At 55.8% G+C, this 19,315-nt stretch carries 12 protein-coding genes, 1 tRNA gene and 2 rRNA genes; 8 read left to right on the forward strand and 7 right to left on the reverse strand.

Going from position 1 to position 19,315, the window contains the following annotated elements; translation table 11 throughout:
• Positions 1–48 precede the first annotated feature (48 nt).
• The 3 genes from ACFO5Q_RS11575 to ACFO5Q_RS11585 all read left to right on the forward strand — a co-directional run bounded on the left by ACFO5Q_RS11575 (position 49) and on the right by ACFO5Q_RS11585 (position 3,628).
• Positions 49–2,793 (forward strand): 23S ribosomal RNA (locus ACFO5Q_RS11575).
• A 177-nt stretch (positions 2,794–2,970) separates the two neighbouring features.
• A 5S ribosomal RNA gene (rrf, locus tag ACFO5Q_RS11580) occupies positions 2,971–3,085 on the forward strand.
• A 466-nt stretch (positions 3,086–3,551) separates the two neighbouring features.
• Positions 3,552–3,628: transfer RNA gene (locus ACFO5Q_RS11585), tRNA-Met, on the forward strand.
• 279 nt (positions 3,629–3,907) lie between these two features.
• On the opposite strand, the gene ACFO5Q_RS11590 is transcribed toward ACFO5Q_RS11585, so the two are convergent.
• The 3 genes from ACFO5Q_RS11590 to ACFO5Q_RS11600 all read right to left on the reverse strand — a co-directional run bounded on the left by ACFO5Q_RS11590 (position 3,908) and on the right by ACFO5Q_RS11600 (position 8,704).
• Positions 3,908–5,365: a hypothetical protein gene (locus ACFO5Q_RS11590; RefSeq protein WP_068151505.1), complete on the reverse strand. Its 1,458-nt coding sequence runs from the start codon at positions 5,363–5,365 to the stop codon at positions 3,908–3,910.
• Positions 5,366–5,570: 205 nt separating this feature from the next.
• Complete coding sequence (locus tag ACFO5Q_RS11595) at positions 5,571–8,048, reverse strand: ABC transporter permease (protein ID WP_068151501.1); 2,478 nt, start codon at positions 8,046–8,048, stop codon at positions 5,571–5,573.
• A complete protein-coding gene (locus tag ACFO5Q_RS11600) occupies positions 8,045–8,704 on the reverse strand; it encodes an ABC transporter ATP-binding protein (protein WP_068151499.1) in 660 nt (219 codons plus the stop codon). The genes ACFO5Q_RS11595 and ACFO5Q_RS11600 overlap by 4 nt, the downstream gene beginning before the upstream one ends.
• Before the next feature lie 126 nt (positions 8,705–8,830).
• Between ACFO5Q_RS11600 and ACFO5Q_RS11605 the strand changes: the two genes are divergently transcribed.
• Genes ACFO5Q_RS11605 through ACFO5Q_RS11615 form a run of 3 tightly spaced genes read left to right on the forward strand, consistent with a single transcriptional unit; the run spans position 8,831 to position 11,573 of the window.
• Positions 8,831–9,502, forward strand: a complete 672-nt coding sequence (locus ACFO5Q_RS11605) for a response regulator transcription factor (protein WP_068151497.1) — start codon at positions 8,831–8,833, stop codon at positions 9,500–9,502.
• Entirely contained in the window at positions 9,499–10,734 is a 1,236-nt protein-coding gene (locus ACFO5Q_RS11610; protein WP_068151494.1) for a sensor histidine kinase, read from the forward strand. The genes ACFO5Q_RS11605 and ACFO5Q_RS11610 overlap by 4 nt, the downstream gene beginning before the upstream one ends.
• 53 nt (positions 10,735–10,787) lie before the next feature.
• The gene (locus ACFO5Q_RS11615; RefSeq protein WP_068151493.1) at positions 10,788–11,573 is read left to right on the forward strand and encodes an alpha/beta hydrolase; all 786 of its coding nucleotides are present in this window, start codon (positions 10,788–10,790) and stop codon (positions 11,571–11,573) included.
• A gap of 35 nt (positions 11,574–11,608) precedes the next feature.
• On the opposite strand, the gene ACFO5Q_RS11620 is transcribed toward ACFO5Q_RS11615, so the two are convergent.
• Genes ACFO5Q_RS11620 through ACFO5Q_RS11635 form a run of 4 tightly spaced genes read right to left on the reverse strand, consistent with a single transcriptional unit; the run spans position 11,609 to position 16,648 of the window.
• Positions 11,609–13,057, reverse strand: a complete 1,449-nt coding sequence (locus ACFO5Q_RS11620) for a hypothetical protein (protein WP_068151490.1) — start codon at positions 13,055–13,057, stop codon at positions 11,609–11,611.
• Positions 13,058–13,843, reverse strand: coding sequence for an outer membrane lipoprotein-sorting protein (locus ACFO5Q_RS11625; RefSeq protein WP_068151487.1), 786 nt, complete (start codon positions 13,841–13,843; stop codon positions 13,058–13,060).
• Positions 13,840–16,434 (reverse strand): efflux RND transporter permease subunit, encoded by a 2,595-nt coding sequence (locus ACFO5Q_RS11630; RefSeq protein ID WP_068151484.1) that lies wholly within the window; start codon positions 16,432–16,434, stop codon positions 13,840–13,842. Before ACFO5Q_RS11630 ends, ACFO5Q_RS11625 begins: the two co-directional genes overlap by 4 nt.
• 10 nt (positions 16,435–16,444) lie before the next feature.
• Positions 16,445–16,648, reverse strand: coding sequence for a YgaP family membrane protein (locus tag ACFO5Q_RS11635; protein WP_068151481.1), 204 nt, complete (start codon positions 16,646–16,648; stop codon positions 16,445–16,447).
• Positions 16,649–16,742: 94 nt separating this feature from the next.
• On the opposite strand from ACFO5Q_RS11635, the gene ACFO5Q_RS11640 reads away from it, so the two are divergent.
• Positions 16,743–17,060: an ArsR/SmtB family transcription factor gene (locus ACFO5Q_RS11640; RefSeq protein ID WP_197421255.1), complete on the forward strand. Its 318-nt coding sequence runs from the start codon at positions 16,743–16,745 to the stop codon at positions 17,058–17,060.
• A gap of 212 nt (positions 17,061–17,272) precedes the next feature.
• Positions 17,273–19,297 (forward strand): phenylacetic acid degradation bifunctional protein PaaZ, encoded by a 2,025-nt coding sequence (paaZ, locus tag ACFO5Q_RS11645; protein WP_068151478.1) that lies wholly within the window; start codon positions 17,273–17,275, stop codon positions 19,295–19,297.
• Positions 19,298–19,315: the final 18 nt, after the last annotated feature.

A 19,315-nucleotide genomic window follows, 5' to 3' on the forward strand; every position in this document is an offset into this window, starting at 1 on the left:
AAGTTCCATTCATTGATAGAGAGTTTTGCTCTCTGGATATGGAGGAGCTCTCAAGTGACGTAAGGGCATTTGGTGAATGCCTTGGCGTATGGAGGCGATGAAAGACGTGACAGGCTGCGAAAAGCCGTGGTGAGGTGCCAGTAACCTTTGACCCACGGATCTCTGAATGGGGAAACCCACCCTTAGGGGTATTCTATACTGAATACATAGGTATAGGAGGCGAACCCGGCGAACTGAAACATCTAAGTAGCCGGAGGAAAAGACATCAACAGAGATTCCCCTAGTAGTGGCGAGCGAACGGGGACCAGGCCAGTGTTATCTTTTGATCTACCGGAACCATCTGGAAAGTTGGACCATAGTGGGTGATAGTCCTGTACGGGAAAGAAAAGAAGATAGCCTCGAGTAGGGCGGGACACGTGAAATCCTGTCTGAACATGGGAGGACCACCTTCCAAGCCTAAATACTACCATACGACCGATAGCGCACCAGTACCGTGAGGGAAAGGTGAAAAGTACCCCGATGAGGGGAGTGAAATAGAACCTGAAACCGAATGCCTACAAGCAGTCGGAGCGGACTTGTTCCGTGACGGCGTACCTTTTGTATAATGGGTCAGTGAGTTAGTCTACTTAGCAAGCCTAAGCCGTTAGGTGTAAGCGTAGCGAAAGCGAGTCTGAATAGGGCGACTGAGTTAAGTGGATTAGACCCGAAACCCGGCGATCTAGTTATGGGCAGGTTGAAGGTGCGGTAACACGCACTGGAGGACCGAACCCACGTCTGTTGAAAAAGACGGGGATGACTTGTGACTAGGGGTGAAAGGCCAATCAAGCCGGGAGATAGCTGGTTCTCCGCGAAAACTATTTAGGTAGTGCCTCAGGTATTACCTACGGGGGTAGAGCACTGGATGGATGCGGGGGGCGCGAGCCTTACCAATTCTAACCAAACTCCGAATACCGTAGAGTAGAGCCTGGGAGACAGACTGTGGGTGCTAAGGTCCATAGTCGAGAGGGAAACAGCCCTGACCACCAGCTAAGGTCCCTAAATCATGTCTAAGTGGGAAAGCATGTGAGACGGCCAAAACAACCAGGATGTTGGCTTAGAAGCAGCCATCATTTAAAGAAAGCGTAACAGCTCACTGGTCTAATTAAGCTGTCTTGCGGCGAAGATGTACCGGGGCTCAAGACATGTACCGAAGCTGTGGATTTGCACATTAGTGCAAGTGGTAGCGGAGCGTTCTGTAAGTCTGCGAAGGTGTGGCGTGAGCCATGCTGGAGATATCAGAAGTGAGAATGCTGACATGAGTAGCGATAAACAGTGTGAGAGACACTGTCGCCGAAATCCCAAGGGTTCCTGCGCAAGGCTAATCCGCGCAGGGTGAGTCGGCTCCTAAGGCGAGGCCGAAAGGCGTAGTCGATGGGAAACAGGTTAATATTCCTGTACCTGGTGGAATGTGACGGATACCGTAAGTTGTTCTTCCTTATTGGATTGGAAGGGCCGCGAAGGTGTCCCAGGAAATAGCACCACCATATAGACCGTACCCGAAACCGACACAGGTGGGATGGTAGAGCATACCAAGGCGCTTGAGAGAACTATGTTGAAGGAACTCGGCAAATTGCCTCCGTAACTTCGGGAGAAGGAGGCCCAGCTTTAAGGCAACTTTTAGCTGGGGGCACAAAAGAGGGGGTGGCGACTGTTTACTAAAAACACAGGGCTCTGCGAAGTCGCAAGACGACGTATAGGGTCTGACGCCTGCCCGGTGCCGGAAGGTTAAGAGGAGGTGTGAGAGCACCGAATTGAAGCCCCGGTAAACGGCGGCCGTAACTATAACGGTCCTAAGGTAGCGAAATTCCTTGTCGGGTAAGTTCCGACCTGCACGAATGGCGTAACGACTTCCCCACTGTCTCCAACATAGACTCAGCGAAATTGAATTCTCCGTGAAGATGCGGAGTACCCGCGGTTAGACGGAAAGACCCCGTGCACCTTTACTACAGCTTCAGTGTGGTATTAGGGACAACATGTGTAGCATAGGTGGGAGGCTTTGAAGCAGGGACGCCAGTCCTTGTGGAGCCAACCCTTGAAATACCACCCTTGTTGTTCCTGATATCTAACCACGTCCCGTGAACCCGGGACTGGGACCCACTGTGGCGGGTAGTTTGACTGGGGCGGTCGCCTCCCAAATGGTAACGGAGGCGCGCGAAGGTAGGCTCAGATCGGCCAGAAATCGATCGTTGAGTGCAATGGCATAAGCCTGCCTGACTGCGAGACTGACAAGTCGAGCAGAGACGAAAGTCGGTCATAGTGATCCGGTGGTTCTGTGTGGAAGGGCCATCGCTCAACGGATAAAAGGTACGCCGGGGATAACAGGCTGATACTGCCCAAGAGCTCATATCGACGGCAGTGTTTGGCACCTCGATGTCGGCTCATCTCATCCTGGGGCTGGAGCAGGTCCCAAGGGTATGGCTGTTCGCCATTTAAAGAGGTACGTGAGCTGGGTTTAGAACGTCGTGAGACAGTTCGGTCCCTATCTGCCGTGGGCGCAAGAGACTTGAGAGGAGCTGCCCCTAGTACGAGAGGACCGGGGTGGACGGACCTCTGGTGGACCTGTTGTGGCGCCAGCCGCATTGCAGGGTAGCTATGTCCGGACGGGATAACCGCTGAAAGCATCTAAGCGGGAAGCCCCCCTCAAGATAAGGTCTCTCTGAGAGCCGTGGAAGACCACCACGTTGATAGGTCAGGTGTGGAAGTGTGGCAACACATGAAGCTAACTGATACTAATTGCTCGATAGGCTTGAAGAGCCCCTCCATAGACAGAGAGGAATACTCTTTGTCCTGGTTCCGGTATCGCCATGGCGATCCCATGAACCGCGCTCAAGGCTGCTGCAGCCAAGAGCGGACAGAATGGAAATACTTCAAAGCATGCAAGACAAAAAACGCAATCCGGTAAGCACTGCTTACTGTTTACTCTTTTGTTGATCTGGTGGTTATAACAAGATTGTCCCACCCGGTCCCATCCCGAACCCGGAAGTGAAAGGTCTTTGTGCCGATGGTACTTCGTCTTAAGGCGCGGAAGAGTAGGTCGCCGCCAGATCTACAAAAGAGTAAAACATCGTCACAATCTCAAAAAACTAACAAACCGCCCATAAGGCGGTTTTGTTGTTTTAAGAGGGAACGCTCAGCCCTCGCCGGAAAACCGGCAGCCCTGAGCGCGCTTCATGTGAGCGAAGCCCGTTAGGGNATCCCGAACCCGGAAGTGAAAGGTCTTTGTGCCGATGGTACTTCGTCTTAAGGCGCGGAAGAGTAGGTCGCCGCCAGATCTACAAAAGAGTAAAACATCGTCACAATCTCAAAAAACTAACAAACCGCCCATAAGGCGGTTTTGTTGTTTTAAGAGGGAACGCTCAGCCCTCGCCGGAAAACCGGCAGCCCTGAGCGCGCTTCATGTGAGCGAAGCCCGTTAGGGATCGCGAAGCGGAAGCAACATATATGACGCGGGCCAAAAGGCGCATTGCACGCGAAAGCGTGCCGCACCAAGCACCCCGCGGAAATGAAATTGACGCGGGGTGGAGCAGCCCGGTAGCTCGTCAGGCTCATAACCTGAAGGTCGCAGGTTCAAATCCTGCCCCCGCAACCACTCAAAAGTCCCCTGTCACCTCGTGTGGCAGGGGCTTTTTAGTTCTTGCTGTGGGCATGGTGAATGAAACTGTGTTCGACCGTAGCGTAGCGAAGGTAATGTGAGGAGCGCAAAGCGCCCGCAACAGTAAATCCTGCCCCCGCAACCAATAAAACAAAGGGTCCCCATCTGGGGCCCTTTTGTTTTATCTGGTCCGCTCTGGTCCGTGAATGAACAAGTTGGTTCGGGCGGAAAAAAGTTAAGGGGCGGGCTGGCTAGGCCTAGAACGCCCCATAGATATTAGCTGCAAAAGTCCCAAAATGCCGGACACTCAAGCCTGGTGAATGGGCCAGTCGAGGATTGGACAAGATCTTCATAGCTCAGGACCCTGCCGCTATGTACAGCGGCGAGCTGTTTGATATCAAGTCCGTATCCATCCAATGCCGCCTTGAATTCCGCGTACATTTCGGCAGGGGCGGGCAAACCATTTTCAGCAAATGAAAAGAAATGGTCGGCGCTGAAGGCGAGCTTGGCATGCGGGATGTAGGTGACTAGGTTATGGTTTGCGTGCCAACTGGCGATATCAACCACCTCAACCAGCCCTTTGCCGTAGCTACTGCGATCACCTGCAATCAGGAAGCGGTCGGTGCCAAGATCAGTTGGCACTGCTGCGCGCACGGCATCGATATGCTCCTCCGCCACTATGAAGGTTGCGCCGAGCCTGGCCGCGTCCTTCAGCCCGGCTATATGGTCGTCATGATGGTGGGTCACAATCTGGTATCTCAGGGGCTTGTTTGTACCAGCGAAAGCCTTCACGGCGTTGAAGCGGTCCTCCAGCCCAGGGTAACCACCCGAGGCGATAAGATAGTCACCCGCGTCGACAAAAATTGAGAAACCGCCATTCTTGCCGGCATGATAGACACCGTCTGCCAACCGGCGGACTGCCATTTCGGAATCGTCCAGCATTTTTGCGGGCGTGCCATATGTTTCCGGCACGGTGTATGCGTCATCGATATCGGCGTTGAAGTCCAGCGATCTTGAGACCGTCAGGCTATCCGGTTTGCCGTCATGCATGACATAGGTATCGGCCGCAAACGTAAAGCCGCCCCGTTTTTGGTAATCACTAAATACATAGCTGTAGAAACTGTCAGGTTTTCTGCCGGGCCTGGTCATTTTGCTGATAAGGCCGCTTGCCTTGTCGACATATAGTGTGAACTCGGGGTAACCCTCTGGCTTGAAGGCTAGAAGGTGCTGGGGTTTGCCGCGATGGGTGTCTTCGCCTTTATAGGTTGCCGTAGTGCGTGCGTCCGCCAGCAACTTGACCAAGGCAATATCCAGCCGCCAAGAGAGTCCCCTGTCTGCGCGGGCAAAGCTGGTCCATGGGTCTTCGGAGGATGTTTGTGCCGTGTGCTGGATGCGGTATCCTTTTTCCCCATTGAAGAAGGCGTGCTGTACATAGAGGCCCTGCACATAGACCCCGCCAACAGACTGCATGCTCTTGCGGCTGTTTTTAAAATCGATTGTTGTGCTGGTTTGGTAGCTAACCTGGTCGATTTCGGACGGGATGCGGCTTTGTCCTTCGCGAAAACCCTTATAGGTGTCATTGATGCGTAGGGTTTCCAGTTGCAGCAGGGCGTCACCACCATAGGCAGCCACAGCCTTGTCTATTACTGCTTCTTCCTTGGCGTCGGCATAAGCGGCGAGACTGGTGACCATCAAACCTACTGAAATGGCCAGACGGGAAACTTTCAACTTCACGACATATTCCTCCTGCGTGTTACGGCTCGCTGGCTTGCTTTGGCCCGCGCCTTTTTCTTGAGATGCACAGCTAGAGGTGGGTAATAATACCCGCTACTGCATTGAGGTAAAGTGAGTGACACGTGCGACCAGCTGTGAGGCCATACAGGTGAGATAATGGGAAGCCCCTGGTCAAGAGCCAGGGGACACCCATTTGTAGGATGGTCTACGCCGTCAGAAGGTCACGAACAGACGACTGCAGGGACTGACGGCAGGCCAGGAGCCCTACCAGGCAGACCACGCTGACCATGATGGCCATAGTCGCAACAAGCCACACAATGTCCGGGTCATAGGTCAAGCCGAATTGGGCTTGATACATCAGTTCCCCGGATATCCAGGTGCCCGTGATGGCGCCTGTGGCTGCAATCAGGGCTGTAAGGCCCCAGTCATAAAGATTAAGGCGCAGGCACTCAGCGCGTTTTAGTCCCATGCTCATGAGAAGCCCGTTTTTCTGGCGGTCGTCTGCGCTGAAGCCGCTGATGGAGGCCGCTAAAACGAAAAGGGCCAGAAGAAGCGTCATGCCGGCATAGCCGCTGGTGACCTTGGTTATGACTGCAAGCGTCTGGTCGAAACGGTCGGTCAACTCTTTCAGCGACACAAGGGCTAGTGTCGGGTGGGCCTGCCAAAGCCGTGCGAGGTCATTCCAGGCCTGTTCCGGCAATTCCATGCTGCCCATGTAGCGTGTCGGGGCATCGATATGTGCGCGGGCGGCATAGGGTACCTGAAACCAGAAAGTGATGGACCCACCGCCAGGCTTGAACGCGTGGCTGGCCACAAGGCGGAATTCATAGAGCTCGCCTTCAATCTGATAGGTCAGGGTGTCGCCATACGCGAACCCCATGTCGGTCATTACTTCAGGTTCAGTAGAAATCTGGCGCCAGTCGTCCGTGCCCTGTTGCCACCAGGAGCCACCAGCCAGGCGGTTGTTTGCAGGCAGGGTGTCGCTCCAGCTCAGGCGGATCGGGTTCTTGAGCGAGGCAAGCGTATCGCTTGGTTTCTGCATATAATCCGCCAGCCGCTCTCCGTTGACAGCAACCAGTTGGGCAGAGACATAGGGGCGAAGTGTGCGGACCTTGCTGCCGGTCTCTTTGGCCCACTGATGAATGGCTTCTGTGTGGTCCTCGAGGGCTTCAGAAACCAACAGATTCCCATCATGGGAACGACTATGGCCTTCAACCATGGCGCCAAAGTCACGCATCAGCATCAGAGTGAACAGAAGCAAGAGACCGCAAAGCCCAAGTCCCATCACCTGCGCCGACTTGGCGAACAGGCGCTGGCGCATGATGAAGAAAGCAAATGGCAGCAGGCCGGCCCGGCGCTTGCCCCAGGTGTCCCCAAGCCTGACGATAGCCCAGGTGAGCAGGATCATCAGAAGCATTGCGAAAACAATGGCAGTCAGCGTCATGCCGGTCAGAAGCCAGTTGTCGGAATAGGCGGCTGCGAGGATGGTCACAGAGATCAACCCCATCAACAGCCGTGGCCAAACATAGTGGCCTTCGGAGGTGCTGCGGATCAGACTAAGGAGGGATGCCCGCGTGAGCTGAACAAAGCTGGGCACTTGCAGCGCCAGTATCAGCGCAAAGAGCAGCGCTATTGTCTTGATTGCCGCAAGCGGGTACCAGCCTGTGGCCAAACCTGGAAAATATGACTGCATGTCTGTGATGATCAGAGTGTGGGCAAAGACGGCGACGGGACCGGCCATCAGCACACACATGATGAAACCGAAGAGCCATTCTCCAAGTGCCATCAATATGCCGGTACGCCTCAGTGTGCCGAAACTGGCGTAAATTGCCAGGCGGTAGCGCATTTTCGCAAGCCAACGGCGGTTGGTCATATCCAGCGCGACGGCACCGAGGAAAAACAAAATGACCGAAGCGAGGCCCAGGAAATTTTCTGTCCGCTTCCAGAAGCCGGCAAGCGGGTGCTGCCCGCCATATTTTTTTATGATCGAGGCGCCGGGAAGGGCCTTCGTGGCCCAGGCCTCAATTTCCTCCTGCTGGGTTTGGTTCGCAGTTATCAGGTAGCGGCTGCGCCCTTTACCAGTGCCGACAGATGTGCCCTCAAGCGTGGCTCCATGGACCATGGCCCGCATGGCCACGCTGTGCCCTTCCAGGATGCGGTCTGGTTCGTGGAACAGAATTGCGGTGACAATCAGGGTCGATTCGCCAAGTGTGAGAGTATCCCCAACATTCAGGCCAAGCTCGGTGACGAGCCGGGGTCCAAGCCAGACCTCCCCCATGTCGGGGCCGTGCGTGGCCGGGCGCTGGGTCCCTGACTGGCTGCTGCCGATTTGCAGCGTGCCCTGAAGGGGGTAGGCGCTGTCTACCAGTTTCAACTGGGCCCGAGCCCACTTTTCTCCGTTGGTCAGGGTAATATCGGTCAGGGCTGTCGTTGATAGGTCCCCGGCCATGCCTTGCAGTGTGTCCAATTCTGCTGTGGCGAGCGGACTGTGGGTTTCAATCACAAGGTCAGAGCCCAGCATCTGGTCCAGGTTATCTTTCAGGTAGGCCTGAATGGATGCGCTGGTAAGCGTCAGTGTCAACAAAAACACAAGCAAGACGCTCTGGGTCAGCATGCTGATACGGCCATCTGCGTTTGAGAGGTCGCGGAGGCTGTTTTCCATCATCAGTTTAAGCTTGGTCATGCTGCCGCCTCCAGTCGCCCGGCTTCAAGATGAAGGCTGTTTTGCGCCTTCAGTGCCAACCGCTTGCTGTGGGTTACAATCACAAGGGCACACCCGGTCTCGGCTGCGCAATCGAACATCAGGTTTGAGACGCTTTCAGACGTGCGGGCATCCAGATTGCCTGTGGGTTCGTCGGCGAAAATGAACCGGGGGCTGGATACAAAAGCCCGGGCGACAGCGATGCGTTGCTGTTCACCGCCGCTCAATTGGTGTGGGCGGTGCCTGGCCCGGTCCTTGAGGCCAACCTTCCCAAGCCAGTTTGCGGCGATATCAAAAGCGTTCCTGTTGCCCTTGAGCCTGAGCGGCAAGGCCAGGTTGCCGATGGCGTCAAGCTCAGGCATCAGGTGAAACTGCTGGAAAATGAAGCCGGATCTGGCCCGCAGGGCAAGGGCATCAACTGTGTCACCGTCAATGATAAAGCGCACAGAACCACTCGCCGGCGTTTCAAGGCCGGCGGCAATGGAAAGCAGGCTGGATTTCCCTGCGCCCGATGGGCCGACGATTGCCAGTGTCTCTCCTGCGCGGATGGTGTGTGAAAGATCGTGAAACAGCTCAATGCGTTCTTCTGATGTGTTAAAATGGTGGCTGATATTGTTCAGCTCGATTGTATCTTGCATGGATGCCTCCTGTCGCTTGCCAAGACATAAGGCGCGCAATGTCAAATGAAGGTGAAACGCATATTTGACGTTCGTTTGACATGCCTTGGGGGATGGTCTTTGATCGTCAGAGAGAGGGGCATATACATGCGCATACTGATCGTTGAAGATAACCTGGATATTCAGGCCAATATCGCGGATTACCTTGAGGATGAGTATCTACTGGATTTCGCCTACAGCGGCGACCAGGGGCTGGAGCTTGCCATAGAGGGCAGCTACGACGTGATCGTGCTGGATGTGATGCTGCCCGGGCGCGACGGGCTTGATGTATGCCGGGCATACCGTCAGGCGGCGGGGCTTCAGGCACCCATCATCATGCTGACGGCGCGCGACACCATTGACGACAAGGAGGCCGGGTTTGAGGCTGGCGCCGATGATTATCTGGTTAAACCGTTTTCGCTCAGGGAGTTGAAGATGCGGATCGAGGCGCTGGCGCGGCGTCCGAAAAACCGTAGTACCCCTAAGCCTTCTTTTGCCGGTCTTTCCCTTGATGTGGTTGCATTGACTGCCCAGGCGAATGAAGTCAGCGTGTCACTTCACGAAAAAGAAGCCAGGGTCCTTGCGCTTCTTCTGGACGCAGCACCTGAAGTCGTCAGCACTGCAGATATTAGCTATGCCTTGTGGGGGGATGAACCGCCGGAATCTGGTGCGCTTAGAACACATATTTATAATCTCAGGAAGGCGGTTTCGGGCCTGGGCTTGCCGGACATGCTGAAAACCGTGCGCGGCAAGGGCTATGCCCTGAAGGAGGAAAAATGACATCGTCCCCCCGCCGTGTCCGTGGCATGATCATGCGCACCTTCGTGGGTGCTCTTGTCAGCAGCTTTGCCGTTTTTACCATAATGGTTGTGTTCTTCGGCTTCACGCTTGAGGACGACATCTTTGAACTGCAGGTAAGCGAAGCCGCGGACAAGTTTCTGGCAGGAAACCCCAGTCCGTTGGCGGATAACGGAACGCTGGCCGGCCTCGATATGACCTACTATGTCGGTTTGGAGGCGATGCCCGCCTGGCTGCGCGCCGAAGTGGACCCAAGCTACCGTAATCGCCCGTTTGAAGTTTTCGGCAAAGAGCATGGCCATTTCCATGCGCTTGTGCGGACGATGGCGGATGGCAGGAACCTGTATGTTTTCTTCAACGCCCGGCCTTTCGTTCAGTCAACGCCGCAAATCAAGGGATTCCTTGTGGTCATTGGCGGCATGGCTGGGCTTGGGCTTCTGCTGTCGCTTTTCTTCCTGAACAGGATGAGCCGGAAGGTCTCTGGCCCGCTTGAAGGCATGGCCGCACTCTTGGCGAATGGCGAAAGCCTTGCCGGGCGCGTTGACCTGCCGCCTGAGGCCCCGCGCGAGCTGCATGCGTTGGCTCAAGCCATCGAGGAAAGGGACCGTCGCATTCAGACGCTTCTCGAGCGGGAGCGCCAGTTTAACCGAGATGCAAGCCACGAGCTCAGGACACCGCTTGCAGTCGCTTACGGCGCAGCCGAAGTGCTGGAAGAGAAACAAAAACCCAGCGCCGCGCTCACCCGGTTGAAGGGTGCTATCAAGGACATGCAGCAGTTGACAGAAGGCATCCTGTGGCTTGGCCGGGACCCAGGCGGTGCACATAGTTGCGATATCGGGGCCGTATGCGCGGACACCATCAAGGCCTATCGGCATCTGGTTGGCACGAGGGATGTAGTCGTCAAAGTTGAAGGCGATGAGGGCGCACTGATGCCCGTTCCTGAGGCTGTGGCCCATGTGATGGTTGGCAATGTGCTGCGCAACGCACTTTCCTACACGGACCGTGGTTCGGTAACGGTTTTCTTTGGCAAAGACATGGTTGAAGTCGTTGATACAGGAGTTGGTTTCGGTGGCGCCGAACCATCGCGTCAAGGCTTCGGCGTGGGGCTGACGCTTGTAGAGCGTCTGTGTTCCCATTTTGGCATCGCCTTTGATGTCGCGGCCCGAGACGAGGGAGGCACGAGGGCCGTTCTGACCTGGCGCAATGGCGTTTGACACCGGTTTGACAGATGCCGCGCTAGAAGGTCTCCGGAAAGGAGACTTTAACCATGAAAACCAAATTAATAAGACTATATGCCGCCATTGTTGCGGTCATGACAGCGACCACAGCCAGCCTCGCGGGGACCTATGTCCAGCAGCTTGGCTATGATGCGCCGGACGGTAACCGCATCACGGGTTTTATCTATCAGTCAGAGGACACCAAGAAAGATGCGCCGCTCGCGGTTCTCATGCACGGACTGATGGGCTCTAGCCTTTATTGGCTGGCGGAAGACAACCTGATGTATGGCGATGATGTGACGGCGGAGCTGATCGAGCGCGGTTTCCGAGTGGTTGCCCTTGATGCCCGAGCCCACGGTGCGCGCATCGTGGATGATAAGCCCATCGTCTATGTGAAAGCGGCCCGCCGGGGCAACAGTGCTGCCTATGAGGCCATGATTACCAATACAGTGAAGGACTATCAGTTCCTGCTGGATAAGGTTCTGAAAAAATACGCCAAAACCAAACAGGTGCTGGTGGTGGGCTACAGCATGGGGGCACAAATGGGCACCCTTCTGGCAGCCCAGGATGATCGGGTAACCCATCTGGTGACCATGGTGCCGCCGGCTGTTCGCAATGTGCCCGCAGTCTCGCCCATTCGTTTTGCACCTAGTATAAATATTCCTTGGCTATTGATTACTGCGGAACGGGATGAATATTCCACCGGCAAGCAGAATGCAGAACTTATTGCTGCGGCCGGTCGTGCGCCCGAAGCCGTATCCTTTGACAGCAAGCATGTGCTGCCAGCCGCGTATGTTCAAACGGTGGAGGGTTGGCTGGGCCAGATTACGCAGTAACCGCCACTTTGGCTTGCCACGCTACAGCTTTTCATTCAGAAGCTGTAGCGCACGGCGGCGAAGATGTTGCTGTTGCGCTCGAACTGGCCGAAGAAGTTATAATCATTCTTGCCGATGAACCAGTTGGCACCGCCTTCCAGAAGCCAGGCATCCGTCAGCTTGTAGCTGACTTTTGGGCGCAGGTAGGCATCCTGGTCTGATGGGCTATAGTATGCGAACAGCGACCATGTCAGGGTCTGGTTCATGGCCAGTTTTGTCAGCCGTGCGGTCAGGACGTGGCGGTTCTTGTCCTTCGCGGCAAAACCCGCAGGGAGGGTGGTGCGGTAGGCGTCATAATCAGCCATATGCTCCAGATAATATTGCACAGAGCCCGTCAGCTCTGACGCCAGTTCACGTTCATATCCGGCAAGGAAGCGGAACTCCCCATTAGGCACAAACGGGTTGGTGCCAGCATTGTCACCCCGGCTGTCATAAAAGCCGATCTCGATGTTGGTGATGCCGCTGAACATGGGTTTGCGAAGGCTGGCGCCGTAGGTTCTGAGGCGCGGGAAGGTGGCCTGGCCCGAGACCGGGTCCATGCTGTTCGGGCTTTTCTGGTAGCCGTCATAGAAATAAACTGCCACTTCCGCCGCGCCGATATTACGGTGCAGGCGCAGGGCGATTTCATCTTCGCTGAACCAGCTGTCGGGACGGTTGGCGTTCACCACTGCATTCCTGCCAACAACGCTGTTATACCCCGGATGAAAATAAGAAAGCCGCCTGCCATCGATATAGCGATCGGCGTCAAAACGCGGGGTATAGACCACATCCAGGTTGGCGAAATCGCTGAACATGGCCAGCTTTACGGCGTCAGATGGCGCCTTCAGGTATTCTTCGTCCCGGCCGATGAAAAAGGCATTCCAGTCCTTTGGGAACATGTCGTTGATGAACAGAAGGTCTCCCGTGCCCCATGTCAGGACCTGGCGGCCGATTTTGAGGTCAGCGAAGCTGGTTGGCCGCGCGAGGAAATTCGCCTCCCGAAGGTCGATGGCACCGCGGCCACTCTCCAGGCGCGGTTTGTAGCTGCCCGCCACCGGGTCAAACAGCAGGTCGCCGGTCACGGAAAGTGTGCCCAGGCTGAAGGCCTTTTCAAACGATAGCTGCAGGCGCGCTTCGGCAATGGAAGCCGCTTTCTGGTTCGGGTCTGATTGCGTTCTGAACCCCAGCCGGGTCTCAGCAAAACCTGTCAGGTCAAGGCCATGGAAACCGCTGTCACGGCTATCCATCTTGTTAGCCGCGTCAGTGTCAGGTGTGCCGCCAAGGCCGGGGGGCAAGGATGGGGGGGCTTCCCCGAACAGCCCTGGCGGCAACGCTGGTTCTTCTTTCTTTTCCTGGTCTTTCGTGTCTTCCAGCCCTTCAGGCAATGGGGGAGTGACTGCGTCAAACGCAGCTGCCGGAACGGCCAGTGCCAAGGACACAAGAAATGGAAAGAAGAGGCGCGTCACTTAGCGAAGCTCCCTGCGCGGTGGGTTCCTCAGGTAGCGTTCGCTGAAAATGTCTTCATCGATACCTTGATCGTAGCTGACATCCGAATAGCGCATCTCGGTGGATCCACCGATACGGCTATCGGACATGCGGGCGGCAGTCACTGTTGGAATGCCGTTTACCATGTCAACCTTCAGGGCGTCATAGGTGCGGTAATTTTCGCCCTGTTCGTCAAAATATTTGATCTGCACAGGCAGGAAAGTGGCCTTGTGGATGTAGGCGATATAATGGTCAAACTCGACCGCGCCTTTGTCCTTTGGCGTGTTCTTCAGCACATAGTAATTGTCGGTTTCTTCCACCAGTTCGTGGTTGTCCTCTTCCGGTGACCGGCCAGAGACATCCTCATAGAAGAAGTGCGACCCTACAAAGCTTGTGCGCTCATCGCTGGCGGCGATGCGCTTGACCAGATCAAGCGCGGGCAGATACATCCAGCGGTCGTCGTCCGCTTCCGGTTTTTTCCAGACCATAAAAACGGTTTTGGCAACGTCTGCGGGGCCGCGGAAATAAACATAGAATTTCTGCGCTGCGTCATCCGGCTCGCCGTCACGCCTCAGAATCGTGAATTCTCGCGTGCGGGTGCGGCCCTGTGTGTCAGTGATGGTCATGGACACTTTGGCCTTGCCGTCAGCACCCTGATAATAGGCGGCGTGGTTGGCTTTCGCCACGACCTCATCCACGGGCATGGCGAAGGCGCCAGAAGTCAGGGCTGTCGCAAGGGCGAATGTGGAAACCAGTTTTTTCATCATGCTTCGGCTCCATCTTTTTTGGGGAACAGATATTTCTGCAGGATTGTGATCAGGCTTGGCAGCAGCAACAGCGTCACGGCACCCGCCAGCAAAAGGATGGCAGAGATAAACACACCCACCGTCTGGTAGGGCACCAGGGGTGCGGCCAGCAGCGGCAGGAAGCCAACACCGATCACAATCACATTGCGGCTGATGGCGCGGGCGGGCTCACCGAACACGGTACTGATGGCATCGCCCCAGTTGTTGCCAAACCGGCTGGCGATCTGGCGGCTGCGGGCCAGGAAGTGGATGGCATAGTCAACCGCGAGGCCAAGGCTGAGTGCGGAAAGGACCGCCACAGGCATGTCATAGTCCTTGCCGATGAGGCCGATGAGGCCATAGATCACCAGGATCGTCACACTAAGCGGCAGCATGGCAAGCACGCCCCACAAAGGTGACCTGAACAACACAGCCATCATCACAAGGACGATGATGAAGCTGCCTGCGAAGGCCTCCAGCATGCCCGCGACCATTTTCTCCTGCCACACCACATTGATGTAGGTCAGGCCGAACCAGTTGTGCGTCAACCCCGCTGGCATGGGATTGTCTGCGACATAAGCGTCAACCGCGTCGACAACAGCTTTCATGTCTTTGTTGTCGCCGCTCGTAAGCTGCAGCCAAATGTTGGTTTCACGGTAATCCGGCGTCACAAAGTGCCACAAGTCTTGCGGACGGTGGCTGCTTTCATACGTAAGCAGGGTTTGCGCAACTGCGGCCGAAGTGGCTGGCAGGCGGTACGCCGCTTCATCATCTTCATAAAGGGCGCGGTGGACGGTTTTGACAACATCCGTAAGGGCATTGGTTTTGCCCACAAGGCCGGTGGTCAAGAGGTGGGCTTGCAGCTTTTCAATATAGGCCAACACATCCGGCCGCTTGAAAATCTCACGCGCCTGCAGTTTGGCGTCGATGCCTGTGATGGCGCTGTCGAGCGCGTCCCAGTCGGCATCACTTTCAACAGCGTCTTGCGCGGCATAAAGCATGGACTTGATATCTGCGGGGGTGGTCTCATCCGATACGCGGCCGTCAAGCGCCGCCCGTGCCACTGTCGGCATGTCTGCCATCAGGGACTGTGCGGTGATCGGGGCTTCGTCGCTAGCCGGGCCCAGCGTCAGGTACGCCATATAGGTGCCTGCGAAGCGTTCGTTCAGCGCACGGTCCGCTTCGCGGATCGGATGGTTTTCAGAGAACCACTTCACCGGGTTGTCGTTGATCTGGATCTTGCTGATGCCGTAAAGGGCGCCGGTGGAGATCAGCAGTGTCAACAGGACAAGCAGTTTGGCGCGGCCAAAGGACAGGCGAGCAATACCTGCCATGGTACGGTTCAGAAGGCCGCTTTCCTCGCCGGCATCACCGTGGCCGAAGTCTGAAAACGAGCTTTCGTTCATCAGCATGATATAGGCGGGCACCAGCGTGACCGTAAGAATCCAGGCCATGAATACGCCGATGGCAACAAACACACCAAACACCTGAACAGGCGGGATCGGCGTGAAGGCAAGTGACGCGAAGCCCGCACAGGTCGTCAGCGTGGTGAAGAACATGGGCGCGGCCAGTTCTTCCATCACCGCGCGTACGGTCTTGCCCCGGTCGCCTGTTTCCTTATATCGGTCGAAAAAGTCCGACAGAATATGCACGGCATCCAGGACGGCAATGGGCATAATGAAGATGGGGATCATGCTCGACATGATGTGAACCGTGTTGCCGGTGGCGACCAGAAGGCCCATTGTCAGGATCACAGCAATCATAGCCACGATCATGGGGGCCGCGATCAGCTTCAGGTTACGGAAGAAATACCACATCAGGGCAAAAATCAGCAGCATAGCCATAGGGGCGGAGATCGCCATCTGGACGAACATTTCAACGCCGAACTGGTCTTGCGCGACCGGCAGGCCGGTGATGTGATAGACATTGCCGCTGGTGTGCGATGCGGTGGCTGCGCGGATTTCCTCGGCCAGGGTATAGCTCAGGTCTTTTGAAGCAATCGGGATATAAAGCGCCAGCGCCTTCCTGTCGTCCGAGACCAGCGTGTTATCGAGAAGCGGGATATGTGCGGCCTTCTGGGCCACGGCCTTGGCATCGGCTTCAGAGGTCGGTGCAGACTGCATCAGCCAGTTGAAGCGCACGGCTCCAAGGCCTGCCTGTTCGATATTATCGACAGTGGACGGCGCAATGATATCGGCTGTGATGATGCCGCTGCCATCTTCATCTGGCATCAGGTCGAGCGATTTGACGGTTTCCGTAAGGCTGTAGATATCAGCCAGGGACTGCTGGTTGAACACACCGTTTGGGTTTGCCTCGTTCACCACGCCAACAACCACCATGTCATAAAGGCCGAAGGCGGCCTTCTTTTCATTGTGGAAGACACGCACCGGCTCGTCCGCGGAAAGCATATTCTCCGGGTCGGTGTCGATCTTGAGCGGGTTCAGAAAGCCGGGCGCATAATTTGGCGCCAGGCTGGGCAGCGCCACAGCGACGATCAGCAATAGACTGGCGAGTGATGCAAGCCAGAACCAGTGTTTAGGGCGCTTTACGGCGTGTTCGGATAGTGCCAGCATTTCTAAAACCTTATTTGAATGCTTCGCCAGGCTTGAAGCCAAGCTTTTTCAGGATCATGGCCAGGGGGCAGAAGCCAGTGAAGGCCGCCTGAAACATGTTGAGCCCGACAAAACCAGTCAGGATAAACCAATAGGGGTGAACCAAAAGCCCCAGCGCGAGGCTCAGGAGAATCATGAAGCCTGCGAATGCGAAAACAGTCCGATCGATATTCATCTTGTCACCTCGTTTTCAGTTTAGTATTATCTAATTTAGAACATACTAATTTAGCAATAGCTAAAATAATAAAAATAACTGGAGAGTCAAGACAGTGACTGCAAACTTGGTAGACTCGGAAATCCCATTTGACGCTGAGGGGTTCGAGCGCGCATTGACCCTCATCAAATCGCTCGATAACCGCAATCGGCTGTTGATATTGTGCATCTTGTGCTACCGCGAGGCAAATGTTTCAGACATGGCGTCGGCTTCGGGTCTGAGCATGTCAGCCGTGTCCCAGCACCTTACGGTGCTGAAAAATGCAGCCCTGGTGACCAGCCGCAAGGAAAGCCAAACAGTGATCTACAGCCTGGCAAGCGATGAGGTCCGCCAGATGATCGGGCTTCTAAAGGATCTGTATTGCGCGGCCTGATTTGGGTGCCAGGGTGAGGGCGCTTCCGCCTGACAAACTTCATTCTGACAAACTTCATTTTCTGATTGCCCGATGAGGGCGGCTGTCATGCTGCCAATATCTCCCCATCTGATGCATGCGATTAAATGATTGACTGATCGGTCAGTTAATTATTACAGTTATGATCTGGAATTATACCGGGATTCGGTATTTCAAACTGATAGGGAAGTAAGATGATTTTGGGAAGTTTTGCTGAAGGCCGTTGGCACAGGCCTGCCGGTGGCGGCGCACCTCTTTATGACGCATCGACGGGAGAAGTAGTTGCTGAATGCAGCAGTGACGGTCTTGATTTCGGGGCGATGGCGGCTTTCGCCCGTGAAAAAGGTGGCCCAGCCCTTCGGAGCAAGACCTTTCACGAGCGGGCCTTGATGGTGAAGGAAATCGCCCAGCTCTTGAACGAGCATAAGGACGAATTCTACGACCTTTCCTACAAGACGGGTGCGACAAAGGCAGATACTTGGGTCGATGTGGATGGCGGTATTTCCACCCTGTTCGTCTACTCCTCAAAAGGTAGGCGGGAGCTTCCGAACGACTATGTGCTGGTCGACGGCGATGTCGAGCGCCTTAGCCGTGGCGGCAGCTTTCTGGGGCAGCATGTGATGGTGCCCCTGCAGGGCGTGGCCGTTCACATTAACGCCTTCAACTTCCCCGTTTGGGGCATGCTGGAAAAGCTGGCGCCGACGCTGATTGCTGGCGTTCCTGCCATCGTCAAGCCGGCTTCGGCGACCGCCTACCTGACTGAAGCTGTCGTGAAGCGCATCATTGAAGCTGATATCCTGCCGGAAGGCGCGCTGCAGCTTATCTGCGGCGGCACTGGAGATCTATTGGATCATATGACCTGCCAGGATGTAGTGTCCTTTACGGGGTCAGCCGATACTGCAGCCAAACTCTCTAGCCACCCGGTGCTGCGCCGGGAAAACACGAGCTTCATTGCCGAAACAGATTCGCTCAATGCCAGCATTCTTGGACCGGACGTTTCTCCCGACAGCGAAGAGTTTGAGCTGTTTGTGAAGGAAGTAGCGCGGGAGATGACTGTCAAGGCGGGGCAAAAATGTACCGCTATCCGGCGTGCAATTGTGCCTGCAGCACAACTTGATGCCGTGGCGGCAGCGCTGAAGGAGCGGCTGCAGAAGATTACTGTTGGCGACCCGCGCAGCGAAGGCGTCCGTATGGGCGCGCTCGCGAGCCGGTCTCAGCGCGATGAGGTTATCCAGCGGATCGGCGAACTGGCAACAGAGTGCGACATCATTCTGGATGGCCGGAACGCTTTTGATCCGAGTGAGCCTGGGGCGTTTGTGGCCCCGACGCTGATGGTTTGCCACGATCCGCTCAAGAAAGAGCTTGTGCATGCGGTGGAAGCCTTCGGGCCTGTTAGCACCTTGATGCCATACGGTGATTTTGACGAAGCGATTGCCCTTGCCAACAAGGGCCATGGCAGCCTTGTGTCATCGCTGTTCACACGCGATCCTGAAACCGCAAGGAAAGCCCTTCTGGGCATTGGGGCATATCATGGCCGGCTTTATGTGGTTGACCGCACAAGTGCGGGCGAGGCCACGGGGCATGGTTCTCCGCTGCCGCACATGAAACACGGCGGCCCAGGTCGGGCCGGTGGCGGCGAAGAGCTGGGCGGCATTCGCGGCGTGACACATTATATGCAGCGTGTGGCGGTTCAGGGATCACCCGACGTTCTCACCGCAGTGACGCACCGCTGGGTACCTGGCTCAACGGAGGCTGATTGCAAGCCGCATCCGTTCCGCAAGAATTTCGCTGAAATTCAGATTGGCGACACCATCCATACCGCCCCGCGGACTGTTACGATGGAAGACATCGAGCATTTCGCCAATTTCACCGGCGATACCTTCTATGCCCATATGGATGAAGAGGCGGCGGCCGCCAACCCGTTTTTCGGCAAAAGGGTGGCGCACGGGTATCTGATGCTTTCCTTTGCGGCGGGCCTGTTCGTAGACCCGGATCCAGGGCCGGTACTGGCCAACTACGGCCTTAACAGCCTGAGCTTCATGCAGCCCCTTTTCCCTGGTGATTCCATGAAAGTCCGCCTGACCTGCAAGGAGAAGGTGGAACGGATCGGGTCTGACTACGGCGAAGTGCGCTGGGATGTCGAGATTACAAATCAGGACGGGGATATCTGCGCGACATATGAGCTGCTGACCCTGAACGCGCAACCTGGCACCTACTAGGGTCGATGGAGCCTGCTG

The sequence above is a fragment of the Kordiimonas lipolytica genome, assembly GCF_042651265.1.
GTDB lineage: Bacteria > Pseudomonadota > Alphaproteobacteria > Sphingomonadales > Kordiimonadaceae > Kordiimonas > Kordiimonas lipolytica.

Coding starts and splice junctions, on each gene's coding strand:
- ACFO5Q_RS11595 (WP_068151501.1), bottom strand. CDS start 8,048: ATGACCAAGCTTAAACTGATGATGGAAAACAGCCTCCGCGACCTCTCA.
- ACFO5Q_RS11600 (WP_068151499.1), bottom strand. CDS start 8,704: ATGCAAGATACAATCGAGCTGAACAATATCAGCCACCATTTTAACACA.
- ACFO5Q_RS11605 (WP_068151497.1), top strand. CDS start 8,831: ATGCGCATACTGATCGTTGAAGATAACCTGGATATTCAGGCCAATATC.
- ACFO5Q_RS11610 (WP_068151494.1), top strand. CDS start 9,499: ATGACATCGTCCCCCCGCCGTGTCCGTGGCATGATCATGCGCACCTTC.
- ACFO5Q_RS11615 (WP_068151493.1), top strand. CDS start 10,788: ATGAAAACCAAATTAATAAGACTATATGCCGCCATTGTTGCGGTCATG.
- ACFO5Q_RS11625 (WP_068151487.1), bottom strand. CDS start 13,843: ATGATGAAAAAACTGGTTTCCACATTCGCCCTTGCGACAGCCCTGACT.
- ACFO5Q_RS11630 (WP_068151484.1), bottom strand. CDS start 16,434: ATGCTGGCACTATCCGAACACGCCGTAAAGCGCCCTAAACACTGGTTC.
- ACFO5Q_RS11635 (WP_068151481.1), bottom strand. CDS start 16,648: ATGAATATCGATCGGACTGTTTTCGCATTCGCAGGCTTCATGATTCTC.
- paaZ (WP_068151478.1), top strand. CDS start 17,273: ATGATTTTGGGAAGTTTTGCTGAAGGCCGTTGGCACAGGCCTGCCGGT.